The organism is Inquilinus limosus (assembly GCF_051487185.1).
GTDB classification, from domain to species: Bacteria; Pseudomonadota; Alphaproteobacteria; order DSM-16000; family Inquilinaceae; genus Inquilinus; species Inquilinus limosus_F.
This window is the reverse complement of sequence record NZ_JAHVDK010000022.1, coordinates 120966-142851: the sequence shown is the minus strand read 5'-3', so window position 1 is coordinate 142851 and position 21886 is coordinate 120966. Positions and strand designations below refer to the sequence as shown.

General features: G+C 70.2%; 17 protein-coding genes. 12 read left to right on the top strand and 5 right to left on the bottom strand.

All coding sequences use genetic code 11. The annotated features are described in order from the left end of the window. From KXR53_RS23795 to KXR53_RS23775, 5 genes are all read right to left on the bottom strand, one after another. Positions 1-614 (bottom strand): hypothetical protein (locus tag KXR53_RS23795; protein WP_437377768.1); only part of this gene is annotated, 614 nt, incomplete at its 3' end. Positions 615-638: 24 nt separating this feature from the next. After that, positions 639-2111, bottom strand: coding sequence for a hypothetical protein (locus KXR53_RS23790; RefSeq protein ID WP_437377767.1), 1473 nt, complete (start codon positions 2109-2111; stop codon positions 639-641). Between the two features lies 1 nt (position 2112). Then, the gene (locus KXR53_RS23785; protein WP_437377766.1) at positions 2113-4911 is read right to left on the bottom strand and encodes a type VI secretion system Vgr family protein; all 2799 of its coding nucleotides are present in this window, start codon (positions 4909-4911) and stop codon (positions 2113-2115) included. Positions 4912-5109: 198 nt separating this feature from the next. Further along, a complete protein-coding gene (locus tag KXR53_RS23780; protein WP_437377765.1) occupies positions 5110-5610 on the bottom strand; it encodes a hypothetical protein in 501 nt (166 codons plus the stop codon). A gap of 163 nt (positions 5611-5773) precedes the next feature. Beyond that, positions 5774-6250, bottom strand: coding sequence for an Hcp family type VI secretion system effector (locus tag KXR53_RS23775; protein WP_437377764.1), 477 nt, complete (start codon positions 6248-6250; stop codon positions 5774-5776). 620 nt (positions 6251-6870) lie between these two features. Between KXR53_RS23775 and tssA the strand changes: the two genes are divergently transcribed. The 12 genes from tssA (at position 6871) to tssK (ending at position 21883) form a co-directional block, all read left to right on the top strand. Continuing rightward, positions 6871-7980: a type VI secretion system protein TssA gene (gene tssA, locus KXR53_RS23770; RefSeq protein ID WP_437377763.1), complete on the top strand. Its 1110-nt coding sequence runs from the start codon at positions 6871-6873 to the stop codon at positions 7978-7980. A 52-nt stretch (positions 7981-8032) separates the two neighbouring features. Further along, a complete protein-coding gene (gene tssB, locus KXR53_RS23765) occupies positions 8033-8572 on the top strand; it encodes a type VI secretion system contractile sheath small subunit (protein WP_437377762.1) in 540 nt (179 codons plus the stop codon). 3 nt (positions 8573-8575) lie between these two features. Further along, positions 8576-10081: a type VI secretion system contractile sheath large subunit gene (tssC, locus tag KXR53_RS23760; RefSeq protein WP_437377761.1), complete on the top strand. Its 1506-nt coding sequence runs from the start codon at positions 8576-8578 to the stop codon at positions 10079-10081. 4 nt (positions 10082-10085) lie between these two features. Beyond that, positions 10086-11648, top strand: a complete 1563-nt coding sequence (gene tssC, locus KXR53_RS23755) for a type VI secretion system contractile sheath large subunit (RefSeq protein WP_437377760.1) — start codon at positions 10086-10088, stop codon at positions 11646-11648. 26 nt (positions 11649-11674) lie between these two features. Then, positions 11675-12472: a type VI secretion system accessory protein TagJ gene (locus KXR53_RS23750; RefSeq protein ID WP_437377759.1), complete on the top strand. Its 798-nt coding sequence runs from the start codon at positions 11675-11677 to the stop codon at positions 12470-12472. A 6-nt stretch (positions 12473-12478) separates the two neighbouring features. Next, entirely contained in the window at positions 12479-12973 is a 495-nt protein-coding gene (gene tssE, locus KXR53_RS23745) for a type VI secretion system baseplate subunit TssE (RefSeq protein ID WP_437377758.1), read from the top strand. Beyond that, on the top strand, positions 12966-14777 hold the full coding sequence (gene tssF / locus KXR53_RS23740; protein ID WP_437377757.1) for a type VI secretion system baseplate subunit TssF: 1812 nt from the start codon (positions 12966-12968) through the stop codon (positions 14775-14777). Before tssE ends, tssF begins: the two co-directional genes overlap by 8 nt. Further along, the gene (gene tssG, locus KXR53_RS23735) at positions 14774-15808 is read left to right on the top strand and encodes a type VI secretion system baseplate subunit TssG (RefSeq protein ID WP_437377756.1); all 1035 of its coding nucleotides are present in this window, start codon (positions 14774-14776) and stop codon (positions 15806-15808) included. Before tssF ends, tssG begins: the two co-directional genes overlap by 4 nt. Positions 15809-15843: 35 nt before the next feature. Then, complete coding sequence (tssH, locus tag KXR53_RS23730; RefSeq protein WP_437377755.1) at positions 15844-18540, top strand: type VI secretion system ATPase TssH; 2697 nt, start codon at positions 15844-15846, stop codon at positions 18538-18540. A 45-nt stretch (positions 18541-18585) separates the two neighbouring features. Further along, the gene (gene tagH / locus KXR53_RS23725; protein WP_437377754.1) at positions 18586-19953 is read left to right on the top strand and encodes a type VI secretion system-associated FHA domain protein TagH; all 1368 of its coding nucleotides are present in this window, start codon (positions 18586-18588) and stop codon (positions 19951-19953) included. A 115-nt stretch (positions 19954-20068) separates the two neighbouring features. After that, positions 20069-20536 carry a type VI secretion system lipoprotein TssJ gene (gene tssJ, locus KXR53_RS23720; protein WP_437377753.1) on the top strand — a complete coding sequence of 156 codons (468 nt, stop codon included), beginning with the start codon at positions 20069-20071 and terminating at the stop codon, positions 20534-20536. Between the two features lie 6 nt (positions 20537-20542). Next, complete coding sequence (tssK, locus tag KXR53_RS23715) at positions 20543-21883, top strand: type VI secretion system baseplate subunit TssK (RefSeq protein WP_437377752.1); 1341 nt, start codon at positions 20543-20545, stop codon at positions 21881-21883. Positions 21884-21886: the final 3 nt, after the last annotated feature.

Here is a 21886-nt window from a genome sequence, read left to right as displayed (position 1 = left end):
AGCGCGTCCTGCGCCCCCTGCGGCACGGCCCCCGCCGCGGCGTCGGTCAGCGCGCCGGCGACCTGCTGCCGGTCCGGCAGCGCACCCGGCAGGCCGCCGCGGGCGGTGTCGAGCGCGTGCTGCGCCTCGCCCGGCAGCAGGCCGCCGAGCGCCTGTTCCGCCGCCTGCCCGGCCTGGTCCAGCGCCATGGATTTCGCCATCTCGGCCAGCCCTTCGGGCTGTGGCAGGCCGGCCATGAGCTGCTGCGCCCGCTCGGCCACCGATTTCAGGATCGGTGACGAATCGAAGCTGGGCATCGGGCTGAAATCCGGCGGCACGAAGGCGGTCTGCGGCGTCAGCTCCGGCAGGGCGGCGATGGCGGACGAGGCCGACGACCCCAGCGCGCCGGTCATGCCGCCGGCCGCGGAGGCCAGCTTGCCGGCGGCGGAGCGGCCCGCGCCGGCCGCCTGCTGCGCCCGGTTCGCGGTGCCGGCCGCGGCCTGCGGCAGCTCCGGCGCGGCGTAGTCGACCAGCGGCCGCAGCACCTTGTCGCCGATGGTGTTGAAGGCGATCTGGCGCAGGCCGTGGACCGCGGCCATGGCCGGCGTCTTCACCGAGCTTCCTGCGAAGGACATGGCTCTCCCCCTTTCCACCCGCGGCTAAGACGCCGGCCCGAAGGTGCGGACGGCGATGTCGTAGGCGCGGCGGTTGATCGCGTCGATCAGATGGAGATCCGGCGTCGGCTTGAAGCTGAGCAGAAGGAACGAGACCCAGCCGGTTCCGCCCCGAGCGACGGTGACCCGGATCCTGAACGTCGATCCCTTCGCCTCGACCGTGACCTCCCCCTCCCTGGCGTCGGTCAATATCGAGCCGAGATTCACGGGACGAAGCCGAAGGTCGGGCACATCGACGCCGACGACCTTCCCCGACGCCGTCGCCAGCGTGTTTGCCAGCGCCTCGTGCGACGGATAGACGGCCCCCGGCGCGACCAGAACATTGAGCTGGCCGACGACCGTGTCCGCGGCGACGTTTTTGAAATTCAGGCTGTCCTGGTTGGGGCCGACGCTGTCGTCCCGCGTCTCCTGCCAGCCGGCCGGGAAGACGAACCGCGCCGGCAGCACGCGGGACAGCTGGATCGTGCGAAGCGGCTCGGCGGACGGGATGTCGTCCGCCTGCGGCAGACGGAAGCTGTCGGCGGCCACCGCGAACGCCTCCTCGGCGCCGGCATAGGCGCCGGGCTGCGCGTAGCCGAAGACCAGATAAAGCCGGTCGCCGTTCTTGAAGGTGGACATCCGGTAGGTGAAGGTCTGGCCTTTCGCCTGGCGCGTCGCCAGCACATCCGCGTTCCAGCCGGCCGCCGCATACGCCACATGCCGGTCCAGCACCGTGTAGCCGTTCTCGCGCAGCCAGACGTCCAGCCAATCGGCGCTGGACAGTTCGCGCTGCAGTTTCTGGGCGTAGACCTCGAGCAGGGCCCGGCTGTCGCGGCTGCCGTAGCGGGACAGCAGCACGAGGCCCTCGGCCTCCGGATTCTCCGGTTTGTAGGGCTCGTATTTCAGCCAGTCCTTCGGCAGCAGAAGGCTGAAGGTCAGGGCCGGATCGCCATTGTCCTCGAACTGCCGCTGGCTGGCCTGCAGGATCTGTGCTTCCGAGGAACGGGGCTTCAGGAGCAGCTCTGTCATGGGGGTCTCCGCCGCGCGGACCGATTGCGGCTTCAGAATCATCACGATGGAAAAGCCGAGGATCGTGACGAGGATGAAACAGAACACCATCAGTTCAGGGAGCCGGCCTTCACGGGCCGCGCGATCGATATCGCGCTTCCGATAGGGCCAGAGGAGGCCGACACGCCAGGTCAGCGGAACGCGAAACGCGGCGGATGTCGCCGAGGTCGCGTGCCGGACCAGCCGGCGGAACCGCGTCAGCATCAGCAGCACCCACAACCCGTATCCGGTCAGGGCCAGGCCGCCGACCAGAACCGCCGAGACAGGCGTCAAGGCCTGACCATATTGCCGAACCCAGCCATAGGTGAGGCCGAGGAACACAGCGAACAGGATCGCGAGCGCAACGGCGCTTCGCCGCGTGTGCTCCTCTCCGGGCAGGAACAGGGCCATATCCGCCAGCCAGCGCCTCACCTCACTTGCCTCCAGAGGGCGGTCCGACGCTGACCTCCTGCTCGACGCCGGCGCCCAGCAGCACGCCAAGCCCGGCATAGGCCCCCGCGTAGTAGCGTTCGTCGGCCCGGTCGTAATAGGCGTAGCCGCCGCCCTTGGCGCCGACGCCTCCCACCTTGGCGGACGCCTTCTCCTTCATGTTGAGGGTCCAGTCGTCCGGGACGCCGGGCAACCAGCCGATCGGAACGGTGGTCTGCGTCTCGGCGGAGCCCCCCAGCGCCGAGGCGCTGGCCTTGCCGCCCAGGGCCACGCCGACGCGACGGCCGTCATCCCCGAACAGCGCGTCGCCTTCGGCTTTGGCGTAGAACTGCTGCCCCTCCAGCGCCCCGCCGACGCCGCCCGTCCTGAGGTCGCCGAGCTCGCCGGCGACCTTGCCCCGTGCCATGTAGGCCGATGCCTCGCCATGCGCCCCGGCACCATAGGGGGTGATCCCGGCATTCCCCTTGGCGGTTGCGGAGAGGATGTCCATCTCGCCGGACACCGCGCCCAGATCGCCCCGTTTTTCTCCCCGCAGCTGCGCGCCGGCGACCGTCGCCGCGGCATCGACCGTCGCTCCGTTCGGACCGGTGCTGGTCGCGACGTGTCCTTCCGCGCCCAGGACCTTGGCGGAGTTCGGCCCCGCGCCCTTGTTGCCGGCCCAGGCGTCGCCTTCGGCCTGCCATGCGGTCTGCTGGGCCCCGCTGCCTGTGCCGGCCTGCGGCCCGGGATTGGCGCCCTGCCCCTCGGGCGACCAGGACGGTCCGGACGGGCCGACGGTCGGGCCGGGGCCGCCCGACGCGGCGGGCGGCGTCGGCGCCGGCGGGCCGCAGTTGAGCCAGATGTTCGGGCCGCGGCTGTCGATGCCGCTGGTCCCCATCTCGACCACGGAGCCGCCGGCCTCGTGCCGCATCGCCGACTTGCCCAGCAGATGGATGCCGTCGCCGACGATGGTCATGAAGTTCTCGGGCGCAGCCTTGCCCTGGCTGGCGAACACCTTGGTCTCGGAATGGGTCTCCACCCCGTCGGCGCTGAGCCGGATCTTGTGGACGCCGCCGGAGGACAGGATGATCTGCGTCTCGTCCATGTAGATCTGGCTGCCCTTGTGCTGCAGCGTGATCGATTTCGGCGTCATCTGCACCTGCGACGCCTGGACGGTGGTCAAGTGCAGCGTCTCCGCCGCCATGGTGTAGGCGTTGCCGACCTGTGTCCGCTTGTTGTTGCGGACGATCTGGGTCGAGTCCTTCTGGGCGTGCTGGAACATCTCCTCGGCCCCGGCCTGGTCCTCGAAGCTGAGCTCGTTGAAGCCGGCGCCGCCCGGGCTGGTCGAGGATTTGAACCCGGTGCGGGTCTTGTGGCCGGGCAGTGACAGCGACGGCATGGTGGTGGGATTCGGCACCACGCCCATGACCAGCGGCTTGTCGGGGTCGCCCTCGAGATAGCCGACCAGCACCTCCATGCCGATGCGCGGGATGGTCTGCGAGCCCCAGCCGGACCCGCCCCAGGGCTGGCTGACCCGCAGCCAGCAGGAGGAGGTGTCGTCGCCCTTGGCGTAGCGGTCCCACGGGAACTTGACCTTGATCCGGCCGTAGCGGTCGGTGTGGATCTCCTCGCCGGGCGGGCCGACCACGGTCGCGGTCTGGATGCCCTCGATCCGCGGCCGCGGCGTCTTCTGCTCCGGCACCCAGCGGGTCGCCGCCGGCACCACCTGGAACCGGTTCGAATAGGTCGCCGGGCCGCCATTGGCGGCGTAGGACTGGTCCTCCGCCCAATGCATCACCCGGATGACGGCGTAGTCCGCGTTCTCCTCGGCGATCGGGTGGCCGTACAGCCTGAACCGCTGGGCTGGATGGATGCGGCGGTTGCCGCTCTCGGCGTCGATCGTCTCGAAGCCGGCCTCATGCGCCTCGATGCGCCGCCGGGAGATGTGGTCGGCCCGGTCCTTGTCCAGGAACCGGCCGCCCCAGCGATACATCTCGAACGTCCGGTTGGTCTCGATCGGAACCACCGAGGGCTGGCCGCGCATCACCGGCGCCTGCGGGGTCTCGAAGTTCCAGTCCGCCTCCGCCGCCTGGCCGGGCATGAACTGGTAGCGGCGGATCCAGCCGGTGACGTCGTTCAGGTCGATATTGGTGCTGGTGAAGCGCAGCTCCGGCTCCTCGCCCGGCGTCCAGGCATGGGCCCCGTCCGACACCACCAGAACGTGCCGCGCCGGCCCGCCGTCGCTGCCCGGCTCGTGCCGGAACCACCAGCTCCAGCCTTCCTCCTCGAGCAGGCGGGCGACGAAGTTGTAGTCCGTCTCGTTGTACTGGACGCAGTATTCGCGCACGGCCTTCGGCCCGATCACCGGACCGAAGTCGAAATCCCGGATCTTCGCTTCGGTGAAGATGGTTTCGAGGATCTGCTGGGTGGTCTTGTTCTGGAAGATCCGGCAGTCGGAGGTGTGCATGAACAGCCACAGCCACGGCCGGGCGGTGAGCACGTAGGAGCGCATTCCGTCGCCAAGGGCAGGCCCCGCCTCCAGCGCCCCGACGACGCCGGACCAGGTGCGCCGCGCGCCGCCGGGCAGCTCGAGCGTCCAGCTGACCGGCAGGCCGACGATGTCCTTCGGCAGGATGTCCCGGCGCTTGGACCGCACCCGCAGCCGGAAGCCGAACAGGTCGTTCAGCCCTTCGACGCCGTCCATGCCTTCCAGCAGGAGGACGTCCTCTCCCAGGGGCGTGTGGACGGCGAGAAGACGCCCGGCCTGGGTCAACGACCCCACATAGTCATAGGGAGACATCATCGACTCCGGCCATATTCGGCGAAGCGTCCCCAGCCGCGGGACGGGCGGCGCGCGATCCGGCCCCGGATCGGACGCGGGGGGCTGCCGCAGCGGCCCCATGCAGATGCATCATCACACCCACCACCATCGTCGCCGTCGGCACCCGGCATCGCCTCGTCAGCCGGCGCCGGCCACGGCCCTTCATGATAGCACCGATCGTCAGGTCGCGGCGGGGCCGGTCCGCTCCGCTTGGCGCAGAACCACCGCAATGACGGCCAGGGCGGCGAGCAGCCTGGCCACCGGGGACCGCGGCACCTCGACCGCCGCATCCGTCGGACGGCCCAGCGCCGCCAGCCTGATCTCGTCCCCGTTCGCGCCCGGGAGCTGGCGCATCAGCAGGGCGTCGAGGCGGCGCTCGGACCGCCGGAGCCCCGCGGCCCGCCAGAGCCGACGGGCCAGACGGCAGGCGCGCGCCGCCATCTCCTCCTCGCGCAGCGGAGGAGGCGCCGGGGTCGCGTGCGAGGGCAGCCGCCAGGCGAGGCGGCTGCGAAACCCCGGCAGGGGAGAGGCAGCCATCAGCTCGGCAGCGGCTCGTTCCAGCAGAACGGACTGGCGCTGCCGTCGAAGCACCGCGCCCGCCCCGTCGGGCGGCCGGACGAAATCGCCCTCCAGCTCCCCGAGAACGGTATCGATCAGCCGGATCACCTGATCTGTGCGCATGGTCCTTCGGCTCAGGAGGAGCAGTTTCGGATGCCGCGCGAAACGCAACGACGGAGCCCGCCGGCCGTGACCGGGGGCAGATCCCTCCGCGCTGTGCCGCGCCCGCTCGGCATCCCCGCCGCGAACGCCAGGCGGCCGGGGCCGGAAGGCCCCGGCGCCGCCGTCACCCCTTCTTGGTGGTGGCGACGTCGTAGCTGGCGACCTGGTTGTTCACCGGCTTATGATTTTCGTCATAGGTCGTGTACTTCAGGTCGACCTTGGTGAAGTTGAGCGTGATCTCTTCCGACGGACGGTCGCCATTGGTGTGGACCTGGTAGCCGGTGACCAGCGCGTTCGTCAGCTTGTATTCCATGTAGGTGGCGCCGGGGCTGCCGGTGGTGACGAGATGGATCGTCACCGTCTTGCCCTGGTTGCCGGTCGCCGCCGCTTCGAAGAACTTGAGCGACGAGCCATCCATCAGCTTGCTGAGATGAACCTCGCCGACCACCGGTTCGGATGCTTCGCGATTCTGGGCCGAACCCGAAGGGGTCGAGACGGCGCGGTGCACGCCCCAGTTCAGCGCCGCGACATCGATCCACTTCTTGTGGCTCTCATGCGTCGCGTCACCTTGGATACCATCGATCTGAACGTAGATCGCCATGATGTCTCACCCTCTCGTTGCAAGAAAAATGACATCCTCGACGGTCTTGCCGCGAGGCATTGGTCGGATAGCGCCCAAGGCTGCTGCAATCCGGAGCACCACGGTTCACGCTGTCCTGAAACGGGCCCCCTCCGGAAAACAGGTCAACAACCCCATAAAACAGGATCGTTGTGTCAACTTTGCTGTAGGAATCGAGGCAAAAAGCCACAGTTCCGCCATACTTTGGCGCACATCAATGGCTATATACCTCTCATACCTGAGTACGTGGGTATCTATACACAGAATCGACGATTCTGGAAGCTGCAAGACATTTGGCGCATAATCAATCTTCCGCGGGGAGTTTCGAAGAGGCACAGGTGGTTTCCCCAGACTTCGTCCCAGGGCGTGCAGTCGCCGATCCACGCAACATCGGCCGGCCGCGGCGCCCGGGAAGCGAGAGTGCCCGGAAAAAAATCCCAGGAGAGAGAAACTGCCGCTCCGGGCCGTGACGGATTCGATATATTCGGAGGTTCCTGCAGGCCGTTCTATCCTCATTTCCGCACATGGAACGCGGGCGATATGCTGCCGACTGCCCGCCGACGACCGCTTCGCCAGACCGATCGAACCGATGTGAGCCTACCGTGCAAACTCCGGACGTCCTCGATATCCAGTCTCTGACCGCCCCGATCCCAGGCGCGATCCCGGCCGGTGAAGATCTGCGGCTGGACTTCTCTGCCGGAGCCCCGTTCCAGCGCCTGCGCGACCTGCGCGGACAGGTCCGCGCGCAGGAGCGCGCCGCGGACGCCGAGGACGACGCGGCCCAGCCGATCGCGGAATGGCGCCAGATCATCGCCGGCGGCGCCGAGCTGCTGGTGCAGCGGTCGAAGGATCTCGAGATCGCGGCGATGATGGTCGAAGGCCTTGCCCGGGTGCACGGCTATGCCGGGCTGCGCGACGGCTTCCGCCTGCTGCACGCGTTGGTGGACCAGCACTGGGACGGCCTGCACCCCCTGCCGGACGAGGACGGCGTCGCGACGCGCCTGCGCCCGATCATCGGCCTGAACGGCGAAGGCGCCGAGGGGACGCTGATCCAGCCGGTCCGGAAGATTCCGATGATTCGCGGACAGCAGGGCAGCTACGCCCTGTGGCAGATCGTGCAGGCTGGGGACATCGCGGCGCTGGAGGCCGACCGCCGGCAGCAGCGGCTGGACGCGGGCGGCGTGGATCTGGACGCGGTGCGGCAGGCCGGGAACGAGATGGATGCTGCGACGGTGGCGACGCTGGTCGCGGACATTTCCGGCGCGCAGGACGCGTTCCGGCAGCTCTGTGCCGCGCTGGACGAGCGCTGCGGCCCCGATTCGCCGCCGAGCTCGAACATCCGCAAGGTCCTGGAGGCGGCCGAGGACGCCGCGCGGCTGGTCCTCGGGGACCGAGTCCCGGCCACGGAGGCGGCGGCCGGAGACGGGGCGACCACCGGCCACCAGGCCCCGCCGGCGCCGGCAGGCACGGCGCGCCCGGCGGCCCTTTCCGGCGAGATCCGCGACCGCGAGGATGCGTTTCGGCTGATCGAGCTGGCGGCGGCGTGGTTCCGGCGGATGGAGCCGCAGGCCCCGATCTCCTACACGCTCGAGGAATCGGTGCGCCGGGCGCGGCTGCCCCTGCCCGACCTTCTCGAGGAACTGATCCGTGACGAGACGGCCCGGGGCGATTTCCTGATCGCCGCCGGCATCAAACCCCGCAGCAGCGGATGAAAACCGTGGATACGCGTAACCCTGTCACCGCAGTGAGCCAGATGAGGCGATAATGTCCAGCATTCATGACAAGCTCGAGCGCGTCCGCAAACCGCGCGTCCACATCACCTACCAGGTCGAGACCGAAGGCGCCGTGATCGAGAAGGAGCTGCCCTTCGTGGTCGGGGTCCTCGGCGACTTCTCGGGCGACCCGACCCAGCCGCTGGCCCCGCTGCGCGACCGCAAATTCGTCCAGATCGACCGCGATAATTTCAACGACGTCATGGCCCGCATCGCGCCCGGCCTGAATCTCCGGGTGGCCAACACGCTGAAGGACGACGGCACCGAGATGGCGATCAGCCTGGCCTTCAAGTCGCTGGATGATTTCGAGCCCGGCGCGGTCGTCCAGCAGGTCGAGCCGCTGCGCAAGCTGCTGGAGACGCGCAATCGCCTGCGCGACCTGATGTCGAAGATCGATCGGTCCGAGGACCTCGAGGCGCTGCTGGAGAAGGTGCTGCAGAACAAGGACCAGCTGGCGCAGCTGTCGAGCGCGCTCGGCGCCGAGGACGACAAGGCCGCACCCGCCGCGGATGCCGGCGAGACCAAGGAGTAAGCCATGGCCGTGGAGAAGAGCCCGCAAACCCAGGCCGCCGTCCAGACCACCGAGACGGCCGCCGTCAGCCTGCTCGACCAGGCCATCGGCGCCACCAAGCAGACCGAGCCGGAACGGGCGCAGGAGCTGCTGCGCACGCTGACGGAGGAGGCGCTGAAGGGAACGGTCACCTATGACCGGAACCTGACCCGGACGCTGACGCACGCGATCAAGGCGATCGACGAGCAGCTGTCGCGCCAGCTGGCGGCGATCATGCACCACGAGAAGTTCCGCAAGCTCGAAGGCTCCTGGCGCGGGCTGCACCACCTCGTCAGCAACACGGAGACGAGCAGCATGCTCAAGATCCGTGTCCTGAACCTCTCCAAGCGCGAGATGCACCGGGACCTGACCAAGGCGGTGGAGTTCGACCAGAGCCAGGTCTTCAAGAAGATCTATGAGAACGAGTTCGGCACCCCCGGCGGCGAGCCCTATGGCGCGCTGATCGGCGACTACGAGTTCTCGCCCCACCCCGAGGACATCGAGATCCTGCAGCATATGAGCCAGGTCTCGGCCGCGGCCTTCGCACCGTTCATCTCCGCCGCCGCACCGCAGATCTTCGGCTTCAACAACTACACCGAGCTGTCCCGGCCGCGCGACCTGGAGAAGATCTTCGAGTCCCTGGAATACACCAAGTGGCGCAGCTTCCGGGACAGCGAGGACAGCCGCTTCGTCACCCTGACCATGCCGCGCGTCCTCTCTCGGCTGCCCTACGGAGCCGCCACCCGCCGGATCGACGAGTTCGACTACGAGGAGGCGCCGATCGACGCCGGCGGCGTCCATCGCGCCATGGACCATGAGGACTATTGCTGGATGAACGCGGCCTACGTGATGGGCACTCGGCTGACCGACGCCTTCGCCCAGTACGGCTGGTGCACCGCGATCCGCGGCGCCGAGGGCGGCGGCAAGGTCGAGGGGCTGCCGTTCCACACCTTCACCAGCGATGACGGCGACCCCGACCACAAGTGCCCGACCGAGATCGGCATCACCGACCGGCGCGAGGCGGAGCTGTCGCGCCTGGGCTTCCTGCCGCTCTGCCACTACAAGAATACCGACTATGCCGTGTTCTTCGGGGCGCAGACGACGCAGAAGCCGAAGAAGTACGACCGGCCGGAGGCCACGGCCAACGCCGCGATCTCGGCCCGCCTGCCCTACATGATGGCGACCTCGCGCTTCGCCCACTACCTGAAGGTCATGGCCCGCGACAAGATCGGCTCCTTCCTCGAGGCGTCCGATTGCGAGGCCTGGCTGAACCGCTGGATCATGAACTACGTCAACAGCAACAAGGATGCCGGCCAGGAGGTGAAGGCCCGGTATCCGCTGGCGGACGCCAGGATCCAGGTCAAGGAGATCCCGGGCGCTCCCGGGTCGTACAACGCGGTCGCCTGGCTGCGGCCCTGGCTGCAGATGGAGGAGTTGACGACATCGCTGCGGATGGTGGCGCGCATCCCCAATGTCGGCGGAAACGGCTGATCTATTGTCCCAGGCGAGGTCCACGACCAAACGGCCGCACCGGCCCGGGCCCGGCGCCGCGCCGCTGGGGCCGGAGCTGGTCGAGCGCATCCTGGCGGGCGGCGGCCGCGAGGCCGCCGACGGCGCCGGGCCGGTCGTGGCCCTGTTGGCCGAGCCGCGCACGGCGGAGGCGCTGGTGCTGTGGTTCGGCCGATCGCGGGCGGCCGAGCTGCTGGCCGACCGGCGGGCGCTGCTGGCGGCGCTCGACCGCGACATCGCCTGGATCGACGCGCTGCTGGCGGCCCAGCTCGACGTCATCCTGCACGCCCCGCGGCTGCAGCGGCTGGAGGCCAGCTGGCGCGGCGTCGCCTATCTGGTCGAGATCGCCTCTGGCACGGCGGCGGCCAAGATCCGGATCCTCGACATCGACTGGGCCGAGGTGTGCCGCGACCTGCAGCGGGCCATCGAGTTCGACCAGAGCCAGCTGTTCCAGAAGATCTACGAGCAGGAATTCGGTATGCCCGGCGGCGAGCCGTTCGGCCTGCTGATCGGCGCCTATGAGCTGCGGCACAAGCCCGGCCCCGACCATCCGACGGACGATGTCGCCGGGCTCAAGGGCATGGCGCAAATCGCGGCGGCGGCCTTCGCCCCCTTCATCGCCGGCGCCCACCCGACCCTGCTGGGCGTCGAGAGCTTCACCGAACTGGGCCAGCCGATCGACATCCTGCACGGCGTCAGCGGCCCCGAATACGTCCGCTGGCAGAGCCTGCGCGACCTCGAGGACGCGCGGTTCCTGGGCCTCACCGCGCCGCGGGTGCTGATGCGGCCGCCCTGGCCGGACGACGGCAGCCGGGTCGACGGCTTCCGCTACCGCGAGGACACCTCCGCCCCCGACCTGTCGGGCTATTGCTGGGGCCCGGCCGTCTTCGCCTTCGGCGGCATCCTGATCCGCGCTTTCGACGAATCCGGCTGGTTCGCCGAGATCCGCGGCGCCACGACGATGGGCGGCAGCGGCGGGCTGGTCACCGACCTGCCCAGCCTGTCCTTCGGCACCGACCGGGACGGCGTCGGCTACCGGATCGCGACCGATGTCGAGCTGACCGACGCGGCCGAGAAGGATATCTCCGATCTCGGCGTGATCGCGCTGTGCCGGGCGCGGGACACGCCCTATGCCGTGTTCCACGGCAACCCGTCGCTGCAGCGCCCCAAGACCTACGACCGGCAGGCCGCGAACGCCAATGCGCGGCTGTCGGCGATGCTGCAGTATATCTTCTGCATCAGCCGCTTCGCCCATTACGTGAAGGTCATCGGGCGCGAGCGGGTCGGCAGCTTCCAGTCGGCCGAGGACTGCCAGGAGTTCCTGCGCCGCTGGCTGCTGGGCTATTCGATCTCGAGCGACACCGCGAGCGGCGAGCAGCGCGCCCGCTATCCGCTGCGCGAGGTCGACGTGGCGGTGCGCGAGCTGGCGGGACGGCCCGGCATGTATGGCTGCGTCATCCATCTGCGGCCGCATTTTCAGCTGGACCAGGTGGCGTCGAGCTTCCGCCTGGTCACCGAATTGGCGGCACCCGGCGCCCGGGCCGCCTGACGCCGGCAAGTGGGGAGAGGTTTTTCATGACCAGCGCGAGCGAGCATTTCCAGGCGGGCCGCCTGTCCGAGGCGATCGCCGCCGGCCTCGCCGAGGTCAAGGCGAAGCCGGGCGACACCGCCAAGCGGGCCTTCCTGGCCGAGCTGATGTGCTTCGCCGGCGAGTTCGAGCGCGCCGACCGGCAGTTGGACGTCGTCGCCGACCAGGACCCCGGGGCGGCGCTGGGGCTGGCGCTGTTCCGGCAGCTGATCCGCGCCGCCCAGGCCCGGGCCGAGCACTTCACGGCCGGCCGCCTGCCGGAGTTCCTGGAACCGCCGGCGCCGCATCTGCAGCAGCTGCTGGAGGCCGGCATCGCCCTGCGCGACGGCCGCGCCGAGGAGGCCGGCCGGCTCGTGGCCGAGGCGGAGGCCGCCCGGCCGCCCTGCCCCGGCCGGCTGGACGACACCGAGATCGCCGATCTGCGCGACATCGACGACCTTGTCGCCCCGGTGTTCGAGATCCTGACCAGCACCGGCAAATACTATTGGGTGCCGATGGAGCGCGTGGCCGCGATCGAGTTCCATCCGCCCGAACGCGTGCGCGACCTGCTGTGGCGCCGCGCCTCGATGACCGTGGTCGACGGGCCGGAGGGCGACGTCTACCTGCCGGTGCTGTACGGGGCGGCGACCGCGGAGGCCGACGACGGCGCCCGGCTGGGGCGGATCACCGACTGGCAGGGCGGCGACGGCGCGCCGGCGCTCGGCATCGGCCAGCGCTGCTGGCTGGCCGGCGAGACCGCCGTCCCCATCCTGCAGGCGCGGCGCTTCGAAGCCCGGCCCACCTGACCGACCATGGCCCAGGACGATACCTTCCTGCTTCTCTCCGTGCTCGACCGCCTGCTGGCGGACGAGGCGGAACCGGCCACGCGCGGCGGAATGCGGCGGACAACGCATTCGCTGGCCGAGATCCGCAACGGCGTCCGGCGCGACCTGGAGAACCTGCTCAACACCCGGGCCCGGCCGGTGGCGTGGCCCGAGGCCTATGTCGAGCTCCGCTCCGCCCTGACCGGCTACGGCATCCCCGATTTCACCGCGCTGCCGATGACCTCGACCGACGATCGCGAGCGGTTCCGGGCGCTGATCGAGGCGACAATCCGGCGCTTCGAGCCGCGGTTCCGCAGCGTGACCGTGCGGCTGCTCGAGAACGCCGAGGGCCTAGACCGCACCCTGCGCCTGCGCATCGACGCGCTGATGCACGCCGAGCCGACGCCCGAGCCCATGACCTTCGATTCCGTCCTCGAGCCGGTGAGCCGCAGCTTCTCGGTGACGACGCGCAGCCATGGCTGAAGATCTCCTCACCCACTATCAGCGCGAGCTGACCTATATCCGCCGCCTGGCCGGCGAGTTCGCCGACGCGCATCCCAAGATCGCCGGCCGGCTGCGGCTGAGCGGCGAGGCGACCGACGACCCCTTTGTCGCCCGGCTGATCGAGGCCTTCGCCTATCTCAACGCCCGAGTACGGACCAAGCTCGACGACGATTTTCCCGAGTTGACTGACGCCCTGATCGGTGTCCTCTACCCCCATTACCTGGCGCCGATCCCGTCGATGGCGATCGCGCGCTTCGACTGCCAGGCGGACATGACCGGCTCCTACCGCCTGCCGCCGGGGACGGAGATCAACACCGAGACGGTGGCGGGCGAAGCCTGCCTGTTCCGCACCGCCTATCCACTGACCCTGTGGCCGATCGCCCTCGACACCGTGGCCTTCGGCGCCCGGCCGATGACGGCGCCGCCGAATCCGCGGGCGGCGGGGGCGGCAGCGATCCTGCGGGTGGGGCTGCGCTGCCTGGGGGATGCGGCGACCTTCTCCTCGCTCGGCATCGACAACCTGCGCTTCTACCTGTCCGGCCCGGCGCAGCAGGCCCTGCCGCTATACGAGCTGATCCACAACAACTGCGTGTCGGTGGCCCTGGCCGACGGCCCCACCGATCCCAACCCGGTGATCCTGCCGCCGCGCGCGATCAAGCCGGTCGGCTTCGGCCCGGATGAGGGGCTGCTGTCCTATCCGGCCCGGTCGCATCTGGGTTACCGGCTGCTGACCGAATACTTCGCCTTCCCGGAGAAGTTCCTGTTCTTCGACCTCGAAGGGCTGGAGGCGAAGACCCTGATGGAGGCCGGCCGGCGGCTGGAGATCTTCTTCTATCTCAACCGCGGCTCGGCCGACCTCGAACGCAGCGTCGGGTCGGATTCCCTCGCCCTCGGCTGCAGCCCGATCGTCAACCTCTTCCCCCTGCGGGCCGAGCCGATCGCGGTCACCCAGCTGGCCTCCGAGTACCGGGTGGTCCCGGATTCGCGGCGCCCAACTTCCACCGAGATCTATTCGATCGAAAGCGTCGAGGGATCGGACACGCAGGGCCAGGTGACCCGGTTCGAGCCGTTCTATGGCATGCATCGCGGCGGCGAGCAGAAGGCTTATTGGCACGCCACCCGCCGCCCGGGACGCCGGGGGGAGGGCGGCACGGAGGTCTTCCTGTCGCTGGTCGACGAGGCGTTCGACCCGGCGGTGAGGCCGGGCATGACGCTGTCGACCGAGATCCTGTGCCTGAACCGCGACCTGCCGAGCCGCCTGCCCTTCGGCGGCGGCCAGCCGCGCCTGTCCCCGGCGGAGGCGCCGGCGGCCCTGCGCAGCATCACCTGCATGACGCCGCCGACCCCGACGCTGCGTCCGGCCCTCGGCAAGCACGGCCGGTGGCGGCTGGTCTCGCATCTCGCGCTGAACCACCTGTCCCTGACCGACGATGCCGGCGGGCTGGAGGCGCTGCGGGAGATCCTGCGGCTGTACGACTTCCGCGAGGCGCCGGAGACGCGGGCCATCATCGACAGCGTGCTGAAGGTGTCGAGCCGCCGCGGCTCCGCCCGCATGCCGGGCGACGCCCTGGGCGGCTTCTCCCGCGGCGTCGACGTCACCATCGAGTTCGAGGGCGAGCGTTTCTCCGCCGCCGGCCTCTATCTCTTTGCCTCGGTGCTGGAGCGCTTCCTGGGCCTCTACTGCAGCGTCAACTCCTTCTCCCGGCTGACCGCGACCATCCGCGGCCGTCCCCAGCCGCTGAAGCGCTGGCCCGCCCGCGCCGGCGAAACGGTGCTGCTGTGATCGAGCCGCTGGCCAGGCGCCCGACGGGGGTGGAGGCGTTCCAGGCCATCCGGCTGGCCGAGACCGTCGCGCGGCAGCAGCGGCCGGGCCCGGACGGGCGCGGCCGCCCGGTCGGGGAGGACCTGGCCCCGCGCGAGGAGGCGGTCCGCCTGACCAGCGCCGTCAGCCTCGCCTTTCCAGCCGGGTCCGTCGCCGGCTTCGAGCCGCCGGCGGAGGGCGAGGCCGGCCCGCCGCGCCTGGCCCTGACCTTGTTCGGGCTGATCGGCCCCTCCGGCGTCCTGCCCAACCACCTGACGGCCGAGGTCGCCCGCGCCGTGCGGATGAAGCGGCCGGCGCTGAAATCCTTCCTCGACCTGCTGCTGCACCGGCTGGCGTCGTTCTATTACCGCGCCTGGGCGAAATACCGCCTGCCGATCGCCTATGAGCGGTCCGGCCGCACCGAGGACGACATCTCGCACACCCTGTTCGCGCTGGCCGGGCTGGGCCTGCCGCATCTCCGGCAGCGCCTAGCGGTCGATGACGAGACCATCGTCCACTATGCCGGCCATTTCGCCCGCTGGCCCCGCTCGGCCGCGGCGCTGGAGGCGATGCTGGGCGACTACCTCGGCCTGCCGGTGACGGTGAAGCAGTTCGAGGGGACGTGGATCCCGCTGCCGCCGGAGGAGCGCACGGCCCTGCCGTCCGACGCCGCGCCGGAGGGGAACTTCTGCCGCCTCGGCGTCGATGCGGTGGTCGGCGAACGGGTCTGGGACATCCGCGGCAAGTTCCAGATTCGCGTCGGCCCCGTCTCCTGGGCACGGTTCCAGACGCTGCTGCCCGGGACCGAGGCCGTCCGCCGCCTGGCCGAGCTGACCCGCCTCTATGTCGGCCCGGGCCTCAGCTTCAACCTGCGCCTCGTGCTCGACCGCAACGAGGTGCCGGAGCCGCATCTCGGCACCGGCGCCTTCCGGCTGGGCTGGACCAGCTGGGCGGTGTCGCGGACGCCGCCCGCCGACCTGTCCGACGCCGTCTTCGAATTCGACCCAGCCTGATTCCGCCGCACGCATTTCAGCAGAGAGATCACGCCATGGCCGCCATCGATCTGAAATCCCTCGTCGGCAAGCTGAACACCCCCTGCCGCCGGGCGCTCGAAGGCGCGGCCGGGCTGACGCTGTCGCGGTCGCAGTTCAACGTCGAGATCGAGCACTGGCTGATCAAGCTGCTGGAGGACGGGCAGAGCGACCTCGTCGCCTGCCTCAAGCACTACGAGATCGATCCCGGGCGGGTGGCGGCGGAGTTGACCCGGGCGCTGGACCGGCTGAAGACCGGCAACACCCATCCGCCGGCCCTGTCGCCGTCGCTGGTGTCGCTGGGGCGCGAGGCCTGGCTGCTGGCGACGCTGGAATACGGCGAGGCGCGGATCCGGTCCGGGCACATCCTGGCCGCGCTGCTGTCGGACGAGACGCTGGGCCAGCACGGCCGCGCGGCGTCGCCGCTGCTGGGCCGGATTCCGCCCGACACGCTGCGCCGCGAGCTGCCGAAGATCACCGCCGGCTCGGCTGAGGACAGCGAGTCCGCCGCCGCGCCGAGGATGGACCAGGCCGCCGCGGCGCCGGGCGGCCCGGCGGCCGCGGGCAGCGGCAAGACCGAGGCCCTGGACCGCTACACCATCGACCTGACGGCGCGGGCGCGGGCCGGCCGCATCGACCCGGTGCTGGGCCGCGATTCCGAGATCCGCCAGGTGATCGACATCCTGACCCGGCGGCGCCAGAACAACCCGATCCTCACCGGCGAGGCGGGCGTCGGCAAGACCGCCGTGGTCGAGGGCTTCGCCCTGCGGATCGCCGCGGGCGACGTGCCGGAGCCGCTGCGCGACGTCAGCCTGCGCACGCTCGATCTCGGCCTGCTGCAGGCCGGCGCGGGGGTGAAGGGCGAGTTCGAGAACCGGCTGAAATCGGTGATCGAGGAAGTGCAGGCAAGCCCGCGGCCGATCATCCTGTTCATCGACGAGGCCCACACCCTGATCGGCGCCGGCGGCCAGGCCGGCCAGGGCGACGCCGCCAACCTGCTGAAGCCGGCCCTGGCGCGCGGCGAGCTGCGCACCATCGCCGCCACCACCTGGGCCGAGTACAAGAAGTATTTCGAGAAGGACGCCGCCCTCACCCGCCGTTTCCAGGTGGTGAAGGTGGAGGAGCCGGGCGAGGCCGCGGCGATCGACATGATGCGCGGCATCGTGCCGATGCTCGAAGACCACCACAGGGTCCGCATCCTGGACGAGGCGGTGGTTGAGAGCGTGCGGCTGTCGCACCGCTACATCGCCGGCCGCCAGCTGCCCGACAAGTCGGTGAGCCTGCTGGACACCGCCTGCGCCCGCGTCGCCATGGCCCAGGCCGCGACGCCGGCGGCACTCGAGGGCTGCCGGCGTCGCATCGAGCGGCTGGACGCCGAGATCGCGATCCTGAAGCGCGAACAGGCGACCGGCGGCAACGGGGCGGACGAGATCGCCGCCCTGCGGGCGCGCCGGACCGAGACCGAGACCGAGCTGGCGGCGCTGCGGCAGCGCTGGGAACAGGAGCGCGGCCTGGTCGACCGGATCCGCGGCCTGCGCGACCGGATCGAGCAGGCGGAGGGCCTGGCCCCGGCCGCCAAGGGCGCCGCGATCGCTGCGCCGCCCGAAGCCCCGACCGAGGATGCCGCAGCCTTGCGCGCCGAATACGCCGCCGCCCGCGCCGAGCTGGCCGCGCTGCAGGGAGAGACGCCGCTGGTCCCGGTCGAGGTCGACGGCCAGGCGATCGCCGAGGTGGTGGCGAACTGGACCGGCATCCCGGTCGGCCGCATGGTGTCGAACGAGATCCGCGCGGTGCTGACGCTGGAGGAGCGGCTGCGCGAGCGGGTGGTTGGGCAGGACCATGCGCTCGACGCCGTCGCCCAGGCGATCCGGACCTCGCGGGCCAAGCTGACCGACCCGCGCAAGCCGATCGGCGTGTTCGTGTTCGTCGGCCCTTCCGGCGTCGGCAAGACCGAGACCGCGCTGGCCCTGGCCGATCTGCTGTATGGCGGCGAGCAGAACCTGACCGTGATCAACATGTCGGAGTTCAAGGAGGAGCATAAGGTCTCGCTGCTGCTCGGCTCCCCGCCCGGCTATGTCGGCTACGGCGAGGGCGGGGTGCTGACCGAGGCGGTGCGGCGGCGGCCCTATTCGGTGGTGCTGCTGGACGAGCTGGAGAAGGCCCATCCTGGCGTCCAGGACGTGTTCTACCAGGTGTTCGACAAGGGCATGCTGCGCGACGGCGAGGGCCGCGACATCGACTTCAAGAACACCGTCATCATCATGACCTCGAACGCCGGCACCGAGCTGGTCGCCAAGCTCTATGCCGACCCGGACACCGCCCCCGACGCCGCCGGGCTGGCCACGGCGCTGCGGCCGGAGCTGCTGAAGATCTTCAAGCCGGCCTTCCTGGGGCGGATTTCGGTCATCCCCTACGTCCCGCTGGACGACGAGACGATGCGCAGCATCGTCCGGCTGCAGCTCGACCGGGTGCGGCGGCGCATCGAGGAGGCCTATGGCGCCCGCTTCGTCCATGGCGACGACCTGGTCGAGGGGCTGCGGGCCCGCGCGACCGAGAGCGAGAGCGGCGCCCGCACCATCGAACAGATCCTGTCGCGCACCGTGCTGCCGGAGCTCGCGGCCTTGTTCCTGGCCCGGATGGCCGAGGGCCAGCCGATCCAGGAAGCGGTCGTCTCCATGGACTCCGATGGCACGCTGCAATATCGTGTCTCGTAACGCCGCCAGGACGCCCCGCCGCCCTACCGGCGGGGGTGGACAGCCATGAAGCTGAGTCTCGACCTCACCTCCGGCGGGCGATCCGCTGTCCGGGATTCCCGCAGCTTCGACCAATGCGGCCTGACCATCGGCCGCGACGTGGACAATGACTGGGTGCTGGAGGACCCCTCCCGCTTCCTGTCGAAGAGCCACTGCTTCATCGACTATGTCGATGGGCACTACGTCCTGTTCGACCTGTCGACCAACGGCACCTTCCTGAACGGCGGCGCCACCCCGATCGGCCGGTCTAACAGCGTCGTCCTGTCGGATGGCGACCGGATCACGCTCGGCGACTACCAGTTCCTGGTGCGGCTGTCCGGCACGGATGCGCCCGCGGCCAGCCATTCGATCGACATCGACGACCCGATGGCCTCCCCCTTCGGGGTCGACCCGCGGCGCGAATCATCGATGCCGCCTTCGTCGCCGGGCCCGCCGCGGTGGCCGTCGGCGCCGGCCCAGCGCGATCCCTTCTCCTTCGAGATCAACGCCGGCCCGACCGATGCCTGGACGCGCCCGGCCGAGCCGGACCATCTGCCGGCCGAGCAGGTGGCCTTCAGCCCGCCCGCCGCGAAGTTCCAGGAGATCCCGGAAGACTGGGCGGACGAGCCGGCGCCGCCGGCGGAGCGCGGCCGGGCCCCGGCCCGGCCCATTCCGCGCGACTGGAGCGAGCCGCCGGCGCCGCAGCCTCCGCCGCTGCCGCAGACGCCGGTGGCGGTCGAGCCCCCGCCGCTGCCGCCGCCAGCGCCGCCGGTGCCCACGCCGTCGCCCGCCGCCGCCGCGCCGGTGCCGGCGCAGGGCGACGTCATGCGCACCCTGCTGGAGGCCGCCGGGCTGGACCCGGCCCAGTTCCCGGCGGAGCGCAGCGCCGAGCTGGCGGTCATGATCGGCCAGATCCTCCGCACCAGCGTGCAGGGCCTGCTGGAGACGCTGAGCGCCCGGTCGGCCCTGAAGAGCGAATTCAGGATCGAACCGACCGCGATCCGGCCGCGCAACAACAACCCGCTGAAGTTCTCGTCGACGGCGGTGGAGGCGATGATCGCCATCCTGTCCCCGCCCATGCCCGCCTTTGCCAAGGGCGCCGAGGCCATCGAGGAGGCGTTCAACGACCTGCGCAACCACCAGATCGGCACGATCGGCGGGATGGAACGGGCCCTGCAGCATCTGCTGGACAGCGTGTCGCCCGAAGCCGTGGAGCAGAGCATCAGCGCCGGCGGCGGCCTCGGCGCGATGCTTCCCGGCGGCCGGAAGGCGCGGCTGTGGGACGCCTATGTCGAACTGCATCGGCGCCTGTCGGAGCGCGCCTCGGAGAATGTCCGTGACCTGTTCGGCCGATCCTTCGCCGAAGGATACGAACGGCGGAAGGACCGTCTCTAGATGGGAGCGAATTCTCCGGAGCGGCGCTTTCTCGCCACGATCTGGCTCTAGACTCAACTACACTCAAGCCGCTGTTACACCGGGGCCACGGTATCGGCCCGGCAGGGGGTGGAATATGAAGGGATCGGGATTCATCGTCGCCATGCTCGCCGCGGTCGCGCTGTCCGGATGCGGAATGTTTGGTGGAGAGGGCGGCGGCACGGTCGTGCCGGTGACGGTCGCGGCCGCGCCCGGCGCCAATCCCGACGCCTCCGGCCGGCCCTCGCCGATCCAGGTGCAGATCTACCAGCTGCGGTCCGGCGCGGCGATCGGGCAGGCCGACTACTTCAAGCTGGCGGAGAATGCGCAGGCGGCGCTCGGCGACACGCTGATCGGCAGCGAGCAGACGGTGGTGGCGCCGGGCAAGAGCCAGACCCTGTCGCTGAAGCTGGATCCCGCCACGCAGCTGATCGGCGTGGCCGCGGGATTCCGCGACATCGACCGCGCCCGGTGGCGCGCCACGGCGCCCGTCGATCCCGGCAGCACCGACCCCATCACGATCTCGGTCGGGGCCGCGGACGTTTCGATCAAGGCCGAGGAATAGGGCGCGATGGCCTGGGACAACAAGGTCGTCTGGTCGGAGGGCATGTTCCTCCGCACCCATCACTTCCAGCAGTTCGACCGCTATGTCGAGAAGCTGGTCCGCGCCCGCGTCGCCGGCCTGTTTCCCCATGGCTGGGGCATCGGCGCCCTGGCCGTCAACCGCGAGCTGCTGACCACCGGCAAATTCGCGATCGGCGCGGCGCACGGCATCCTGGAGGACGGCACCCCCTTCGCGGTGCCGGAGGATGTCGACCACCCGCTGCCCCTAACCGTGCCGGAGGGCACCAAGAACGCGATCGTCTACCTGGCCGTCCCTGTGCGCCAGCCCGGCAACCCGGACATCGACCACGACGAGTCCAACGCCACCGCGCGCTATGCGATCGTCGATTTCGAGGCGACCGACGCCAACGCCTTCTCCCCGGCGGTCGCGTCGCTGCAAGTCGCGCGCCTCAAGCTGCGCTACCTGCTCGAGACCGACGACCGGTCGGGCTATGTCTGCCTCGGGATCGCCCGCATCGTCGAGGTCCGCGCCGACCGGTCGGTGGTGCTGGACAACAAGTACATCCCGCCCTGCCTCGCCTGCGACGCCTCCCCCGCCCTGGCGGGATTCGTGTCCGAGATCCTCGGCCTGCTGCATCATCGGGGCGAGGCGCTGGCCGGCCGGGTGAACGCCTCCGGCACCCGCGGCGTGGCCGAGATCGCCGATTTCCTGCTGCTGCAGCTGGTCAACCGGGCCGAGCCGCTGTTCGCCCATCTCGCGGTGACGCCTGGGATCCACCCCGAGCGGCTGTACGCCGCGATGCTGGAGCTGGCGGGCGAGATCGCCACCTTCACCGGCCGGGACAAGCGGCCGGTCGCCTTCCCGCCCTACCGCCACGACGACCTGCAGCGCTGCTTCCAGGCAGTGATGATCGAGCTGCGCCAGGCCCTGTCGGCCGTGCTGGAGCAGAGCGCGATCCCGATCCCGCTGGAGGAGCGCCGCTACGGCATCCGTGTCGCGCCGATCCACGACCGCGCGCTGCTGGACCAGGCCGCCTTCATTCTGGCGGTCAAGGCCGATGCGCCGGCCGAGACGGTGCGCCGCCATTTCCCGTCCCAGATCAAGATCGGCCCGGTGGAGCAGATCCGGAACCTGGTGAACGCCGCCCTCCCCGGCGTGACCATCCGGCCGCTGCCGGTGGCGCCGCGGCAGCTGCCCTATCATCCGGGTGCGATCTATTTCGAGATGGACCGGAACAGCCGCTACTGGGAGGAGCTGAAGACGTCCGGCGGCATGGCCGTCCATGTCGCCGGCGAGTTCCCGAACCTCCAGCTCGAGTGCTGGGCGATCAAGGCACCGCAGGGATAGGCC

Excerpts from the sequence above, each read along its gene's own strand:
- tssC (WP_437377761.1), top strand. The coding sequence starts at position 8,576 with ATGGCCGTGGAGAAGAGCCCGCAAACCCAGGCCGCCGTCCAGACCACC.
- KXR53_RS23785 (WP_437377766.1), bottom strand. The coding sequence starts at position 4,911 with ATGATGTCTCCCTATGACTATGTGGGGTCGTTGACCCAGGCCGGGCGT.
- tssK (WP_437377752.1), top strand. The coding sequence starts at position 20,543 with ATGGCCTGGGACAACAAGGTCGTCTGGTCGGAGGGCATGTTCCTCCGC.
- tssJ (WP_437377753.1), top strand. The coding sequence starts at position 20,069 with ATGAAGGGATCGGGATTCATCGTCGCCATGCTCGCCGCGGTCGCGCTG.
- tssE (WP_437377758.1), top strand. The coding sequence starts at position 12,479 with ATGGCCCAGGACGATACCTTCCTGCTTCTCTCCGTGCTCGACCGCCTG.
- tssF (WP_437377757.1), top strand. The coding sequence starts at position 12,966 with ATGGCTGAAGATCTCCTCACCCACTATCAGCGCGAGCTGACCTATATC.
- tssH (WP_437377755.1), top strand. The coding sequence starts at position 15,844 with ATGGCCGCCATCGATCTGAAATCCCTCGTCGGCAAGCTGAACACCCCC.
- tagH (WP_437377754.1), top strand. The coding sequence starts at position 18,586 with ATGAAGCTGAGTCTCGACCTCACCTCCGGCGGGCGATCCGCTGTCCGG.
- KXR53_RS23750 (WP_437377759.1), top strand. The coding sequence starts at position 11,675 with ATGACCAGCGCGAGCGAGCATTTCCAGGCGGGCCGCCTGTCCGAGGCG.
- KXR53_RS23780 (WP_437377765.1), bottom strand. The coding sequence starts at position 5,610 with ATGCGCACAGATCAGGTGATCCGGCTGATCGATACCGTTCTCGGGGAG.
- KXR53_RS23775 (WP_437377764.1), bottom strand. The coding sequence starts at position 6,250 with ATGGCGATCTACGTTCAGATCGATGGTATCCAAGGTGACGCGACGCAT.
- tssB (WP_437377762.1), top strand. The coding sequence starts at position 8,033 with ATGTCCAGCATTCATGACAAGCTCGAGCGCGTCCGCAAACCGCGCGTC.